The sequence below is a fragment of the Streptomyces sp. NPDC058257 genome, assembly GCF_042881845.1.
Lineage (GTDB): Bacteria > Actinomycetota > Actinomycetes > Streptomycetales > Streptomycetaceae > Streptomyces.
Window position 1 is genome coordinate 1 of the sequence record NZ_JBHVXJ010000048.1, and the last position, 5,739, is coordinate 5,739.

General features: G+C 65.3%; 4 protein-coding genes. 3 read left to right on the forward strand and 1 reads right to left on the reverse strand.

Translation table 11 applies throughout. The features are described 5' to 3' along the window. Positions 1-188 precede the first annotated feature (188 nt). Positions 189-734 carry a 2OG-Fe(II) oxygenase gene (locus ACFVXC_RS42405; protein WP_389917194.1) on the forward strand — a complete coding sequence of 182 codons (546 nt, stop codon included), beginning with the start codon at positions 189-191 and terminating at the stop codon, positions 732-734. Positions 735-851: 117 nt separating this feature from the next. On the opposite strand, the gene ACFVXC_RS42410 is transcribed toward ACFVXC_RS42405, so the two are convergent. Then, positions 852-1,439, reverse strand: coding sequence for a TetR/AcrR family transcriptional regulator (locus ACFVXC_RS42410; RefSeq protein WP_389917188.1), 588 nt, complete (start codon positions 1,437-1,439; stop codon positions 852-854). Between the two features lie 232 nt (positions 1,440-1,671). On the opposite strand from ACFVXC_RS42410, the gene ACFVXC_RS42415 reads away from it, so the two are divergent. Further along, positions 1,672-3,747, forward strand: a complete 2,076-nt coding sequence (locus tag ACFVXC_RS42415) for a pyridoxamine 5'-phosphate oxidase family protein (RefSeq protein ID WP_389917190.1) — start codon at positions 1,672-1,674, stop codon at positions 3,745-3,747. A gap of 304 nt (positions 3,748-4,051) precedes the next feature. Then, entirely contained in the window at positions 4,052-5,521 is a 1,470-nt protein-coding gene (locus ACFVXC_RS42420; RefSeq protein WP_389917192.1) for an NF041680 family putative transposase, read from the forward strand. Positions 5,522-5,739: the final 218 nt, after the last annotated feature.

Below are 5,739 nucleotides of genomic sequence, written 5' to 3' on the forward strand. Positions count from 1 at the left end.
CAGATGTACGGCCGGGCCAACTTCGATCTCCTACGACGCCGCATCCTCCTCTCGCCGTGATCCACCAGTCGCACCCCCAAATCAGCGACAGAGCCCACATAGTGGACCAGAGCCCCAACTCACCTTCATAGCCAGCGGAGATTATCGACACGTTCGACGACCCTGGGCTGTTCCGCTCGACCGTGGTGATGCAGCGCTATCAGTTCGGTCGCGGTACCTACGAGTACTACGCCGAGCCGACCGCCGTAGCCCTGGTGCAATATCTGAGGGAGCAGTTGTATCTGCCGATGCCGTGGATGGCCAACCAGTGGGCGCCGCAACTAAACGAACGGTCCTTCCCCGCAACGCTAAGCGAGCTGATCGCCGAGTGCGCGGACAACGGACAGAAGCGGCCCACCCCGTTGATCCTGCAGTACGGCGAAGGCGATTACCCCTGCCTGCACCGAGTCATCTACGGCGACAGCGTCTTCCCGCTGCAGATCGCCATCATGCTCAACCAGCCCGGGGAGGACCTCACGGGCGGCGAGAAGGTCTTCGTCGAGCAGCGGCCCTGCCTTCAATCCCGCGCCATCGTCGTCAAACCTGAGCTCGGTCAGGGGATGATCTTCCCCGTCCACCACCGCCCGGTCCGCGGCAAGAACGGTTTCCGTCGCCACCCCATGCGGCAGGGCACCAACGCCGTCGCTTCTGGACACCGCAACACCCTCGGCGTCATCTTCCGCAACGCCCGCTGAGTCCGCCTCCGGCCGCATGACGGCACCCGAAGGCTGAAGACCCTCGAATGCACCCAGCTGCGCCCCCTTACAGGGGGCGCAGCGACTTCCTCGCCCGGGTTCGACCTGCGGAACCGGTCAGGATCGCTCCGCCGCGGCGAGGAGAGCCAGGGCGGCCTGGCAAGCCAGCTCACCCGCCCGCGCGGAGCTGTGATGGTCGGCCACGACGGTGGCACCCTCCGCAAGAATGAGCAGTTGCAGCGCGAGGCGGTACGGATCGTCGGCGCCGGCTCCCTCGGCGATGCCGATGAGCAGCTCGAGGTAACGCTCGACGTGGCGCGCGGCGATGGCGCGGACGGCGTCCGTGTGGTGCTGCGTGGCAGCGTTGATCAACGCGCAGCCGCGGAATTCAGGACCGTCGTACCATCCCTGAAGAGCCCGGAACAGGGCCGTGAGCTGGTCGGCAGGACGGTCTCCGCTCGATGAGACCGTATCCGTCAGCCAGTGGATGACCCGGTCGCTTCGCGTGTCGAGCACCGCGTGCACCAGCCCGTCCTTGGTGCCGAAGTGCCGGTAGAGCGTCTCCTTGGACACGCCAAGACGTGCGCAGAGCTCCGCCACCCCGATGCCGTCCAGCCCTCGCTCGTACAGCACCTGGGTGGCCGCGTGCACGATCGTGGCGCGGGTTCGCTCGGGATCGATGGTCGAACCTTTGGCAACAGGCATGAGGTGATGGTACCAATCGGTTCGATCGTCGTGCTAGCCTCAGATGGTACTGGTCGGTTCGATCCCTGGAGTGGGTATGGCCACCGCCGCGACACTGGCCTGGACCGCCCTTCTGTGCGCTGGCGCGGCCGTGCTTTCGGCGATCCCGGGCAGGCCGGAACCCCGCACAGCTGCTCTCGACGCTGAATAACCGTGCGGTTCTCGCAGCACCACCGTGGGAGGAGAAGAGCCTATGACGACGAATCTTTCGCACTCGCGGCCCCAGTGGCACGAGGGTGAGGAAGCCATACACCGGCTTCTCGAGGTGCCGTACGAATCCAATCCCACAGCTCCCGGGCTGCCCGTGGAGTACGTGCCCTGGATGACGCAGAGCCCTCTCATCGCACTGGGGGCGGTCGACCGGAACGGCCGCGTATGGACAACAGTGCTCGGCGGGCAACCTGGTACCACGCTTCCCTTGGCCAGAGGCGTGTTGAAGGTGACTTCGCTGGCTCACGTCGCACACCAGCCCGGGGGACAAAGTGCGGGCACGCTCGGATATGACCCGACACTGGAGGCGCTTTTCTCCGACGATGACGGCCACATGCACCGAGCAAACAGCGAGGAGCAGGACAGGGACGAGGAAGGGCACGACCGCGACGGGATCCTCGTCAGGCACGAGGACGGGGGAAGGCTGGCCGCCGGCCTGGTGATCGACCTGGAAACCAGGACACGGGTCAAGATTGCCGGGAGGGTGCTCGGCGGAGCTGTTCTAGCCAGGCCGTCGGAGAAAAATACGGTGGCCTGGAGGGGCAGGGGGCCTGTGGAAGTGCAGGTCGCCCTCGCCGTGGACGAGACGCTGGGGAACTGCCCGAAATACCTCAACAGGAAAACAGTCCAGCCTCATGAGGCATCTCCTCACCTGGTCAGCGACCGGCTCCCACTGCCGCCCGAGGCGGTGCAACTCATCGCCAAATCCGACCTGTTTTTCATCTCAAGCAGGCACGGCGCTGAGAGCATGGACACCAACAACCGAGGCGGGGCTCCCGGGTTCGTGCGAGTACACACGAACTCCGACACAGACGGTGTCGTCCTGGTGTATCCCGAGTATTCAGGGAATCGCCTCTTCCAGACATTGGGAAACATCAAGTCCGACCCTGTCGTGGGAATTACCTTTCCCGACTTCGAAACCGGCGACGTCCTCTACCTGACAGGACGGGCAGAGATCTTGGCCCGCGCGGACGCCACATCCATGATCCCGCACAGCAAGCTCGCTGTCCGCGTGCGGGTGGAGGCAGCTCGATTCGTGAAGGACGGGCTGCCGTTCCGTGGGCAACTGCTGGACCAGTCGCCCTACAACCCGCCGGTACGCAGGTTGGCTCACGAAATCAGCGGAGCGGAGTCTGGTTCAACCGACAACGTCGACGCGGACGGCCGACCGGTGGGGAAAGCGACGGCGACATTGATCCGCGCACACCATCTGACGCCGACGATCTCGCGATACACCTTCCGACTCGCCCCCGATCTGTCCACCCCACAGTCGAACGCAGAGTTCCAGCAGCTCGAACCATGGCGCGCAGGGCAACACGTCACCCTTGACTTCTCCGCCACGCTCGATCGCGGATGGTCACACATGCGCGACCACGACCCCCGGTCACTCAACGACGATTACATCAGGACCTTCACCATTTCGAGCCCAGCGCTTGCCACCCGTGAAGCACTTGAAGCCCTTGAAGAATGCACCGCAGGAACGGAACACCGTGGGCCGCTGAGCGAGGTCGAATTCGACGTCACTGTCCGGAGGAACGGGCCAGTCACGTCACTCCTGGCCAAATGGAATCCCGGTGCACCGCTTTCCGCCACCATTTTGGGCTTCGGTGGCGAAGAAGAGGTGAGATACGCCGAGGTAGCCAACGGGTCGCGCACCGATGACGACATCATCGTGGTGGCTGCTGGAGTAGGAATCACACCTCTCATGGCGCAGGCGCAGCCCGTGCTGGATTCCGGCCGGAGGATGAGAATCCTCTGGAGCCTGAAAGCGGATGACCTGCCGCTAGCAGTCGACGTCCTGGAAAAAGTCGACGGTCTGGGAGCGGTAACGGAGCTGTTCGTGACCCGATCGGTCGACGGGAAACAAAACGCAGAAATCGACAGGATCCGCCGGCTCGGCACAGTGGTACGCACCCGACGCATCCAGAAGAACGACGTTCTGACCAAGACCACAGCGGGTCGGCGGCGGTTCTATGTGTGTACAGGTTCCGGCCTGAGGAGGTCGGTCCTGGAATGGACGGCAGGAGAATACCTGCGGTTCGAGAAGTTCGACTACTAGCGGCGCCTGCTGCCGCCGACCCGGTGCGCGTGTCCCGATAGGGGCTTTGCGCCGCTGCGTCCGCGACTACGAACGCTTACCCGAACACCACGAAGCCATGGCCAAGTGGTCCATGATCATGTTGATGTCGCGAAGGCTGGCCCGCTCCACCACCAAGCACCCCTAACGATCAGTTTGTTCACGGGCACTGAGCTTGATCTTTATGTCCGGTCTCGAACGGTGTCTCGAACTGGGGCGCTCACCTGAGGGTTCGCCGGACATGGAGGCGGCCGTCGTCTGACCATGTGCTCCGACCAGGGTGCACATGACCGAGACGAAGGCCGTGAGAGTGAGTCTGCTGGCTGATGTCGTGCGGAGAGAGGCGTTTGCGGAAGCGTCAGGCTTCCGTGGTGAGTTCTACGCGTGCTTGTCCGGCCGACGGGATGAGCTGTTCGAGCTCACCGATGCGCTGCTGTGCGTGGACGGTCCGGTGGTCTCGCCGGTGGACCTGACGCTGGTGCCCGAACACCGCCGCGGGCACGGAGCGTTATACGGAGCCCTCAACCGTGGTGGAATCGACGTCGAGCGACTGCGGACCCTGCTGGCCGGGCTACCGCTGCCCCGGTTCGCGGGGCGGCGCCTGGTGCTGGCGGTCGACGTGTCGCCATGGCTGCGGTCGGACGCGCCGTGCTCGGCGGACAGGCTGTTCTGCCATGTCTACGGGCGGGCAAAGTCCGCCTCCCAGTTCATCCCGGGCTGGCCGTACTCTTTCGTCGCCGTCCTGGAGCCCGGGGCCACATCGTGGACCGGCCTCTTGGACGCGGTCCGGCTCGGACCCGCGGAAGACGCGACCGCGGTCACCGCCGACCAGGTGAGGGCCGTGGTCGAGCGGCTCACCGCGGCCGGCCAATGGCAGTCCGCAGATCCGGACATTACGATCGTCATGGACGCCGGCTATGACGTCACCCGCCTGGCCTGGCTACTGCGGGATCTTCCCGTCGAGCTGGTCGGACGGATCCGCTCCGACCGAGTGATGCGCCTGCCGAAGCCACCCCGCGTCTACGACCTCAAGGGCGGACGCCCGCCCAAACACGGGCCCGAGTTCCGCTTCGCCAAGCCGGAGACATGGCCCGAGGCTGCCATCGTCACAGCCACCGACACCGTGAACTACGGCAAGGCCGAAGCCCAGGCATGGGACCGAGTTCACTCGAGACTGACCCACCGCTCAGCCTGGCTGGAGCACGATGGTGAACTCCCCCTCGTCGAGGGCACCCTGGTCCGCCTCGAAGTCGAGCATCTCTCGAAAGACCGGGGAGCCCCGCCGGTTTGGCTGTGGTGCTCGAAGACCGGCGCCGCCCCGGCGGACGTCGACCTCTGGTGGCAGGTGTTCCTCAGGAGATTCGATCTGGAGCACACTTTCCGGTTCGGAAAGCAGACGCTGGGCTGGACCACTCCGAAAGTCCGTACTCCTGAGGCGGCGGACCGATGGACATGGCTCCTGGTCGTCGCCCACACCCAGCTCCGCCTCGCCCGCCCGCTGGCCACCGACCTCCGCCGGCCCTGGGAGAAGCCGAGCAAGCCCGAACACCTCACCCCGGCCCGAGTCCGCCGGGGGTTCAGGAACATCCGCGCTCACCTGCTCTGCCCGGCCCGTGTTCCTCAACCGACCGGAACCGGTCCTGGACGCCCCCTCGGCTCGAAGAACCGGCAGCCTGCCACCCGCTACAACGTCGGCAAAACCGTCAAACGCCCCGAGACCCTCAAGGCCATCGGCAGACCCGGTAGATCCTGGTAGATAAAAAACAAGAACCCGTTCGTAATCCCGGCCGTGCGGGTGTGCGCCTTCGGCGCGACACGGTTCACCGCTGAGCGTCTGCATGACGGCGGCGGCCCCAGACGCATCTGGCCCGGGGCCACCACCGTCACACGGGCAGTCTCTCCAGTACCTTCCGCCGGCACACCACACGGAGCAGGCCCGGACCGACCGCAGTCCGGGCCTGCTCCGTGTGGTGT

What these genes read in the sequence shown, in the direction of transcription:
- ACFVXC_RS42405 (WP_389917194.1), top strand. Translation starts at nt 189, where the DNA reads ATGCAGCGCTATCAGTTCGGTCGCGGTACCTACGAGTACTACGCCGAG.
- ACFVXC_RS42410 (WP_389917188.1), bottom strand. Translation starts at nt 1,439, where the DNA reads ATGCCTGTTGCCAAAGGTTCGACCATCGATCCCGAGCGAACCCGCGCC.
- ACFVXC_RS42415 (WP_389917190.1), top strand. Translation starts at nt 1,672, where the DNA reads ATGACGACGAATCTTTCGCACTCGCGGCCCCAGTGGCACGAGGGTGAG.
- ACFVXC_RS42420 (WP_389917192.1), top strand. Translation starts at nt 4,052, where the DNA reads ATGACCGAGACGAAGGCCGTGAGAGTGAGTCTGCTGGCTGATGTCGTG.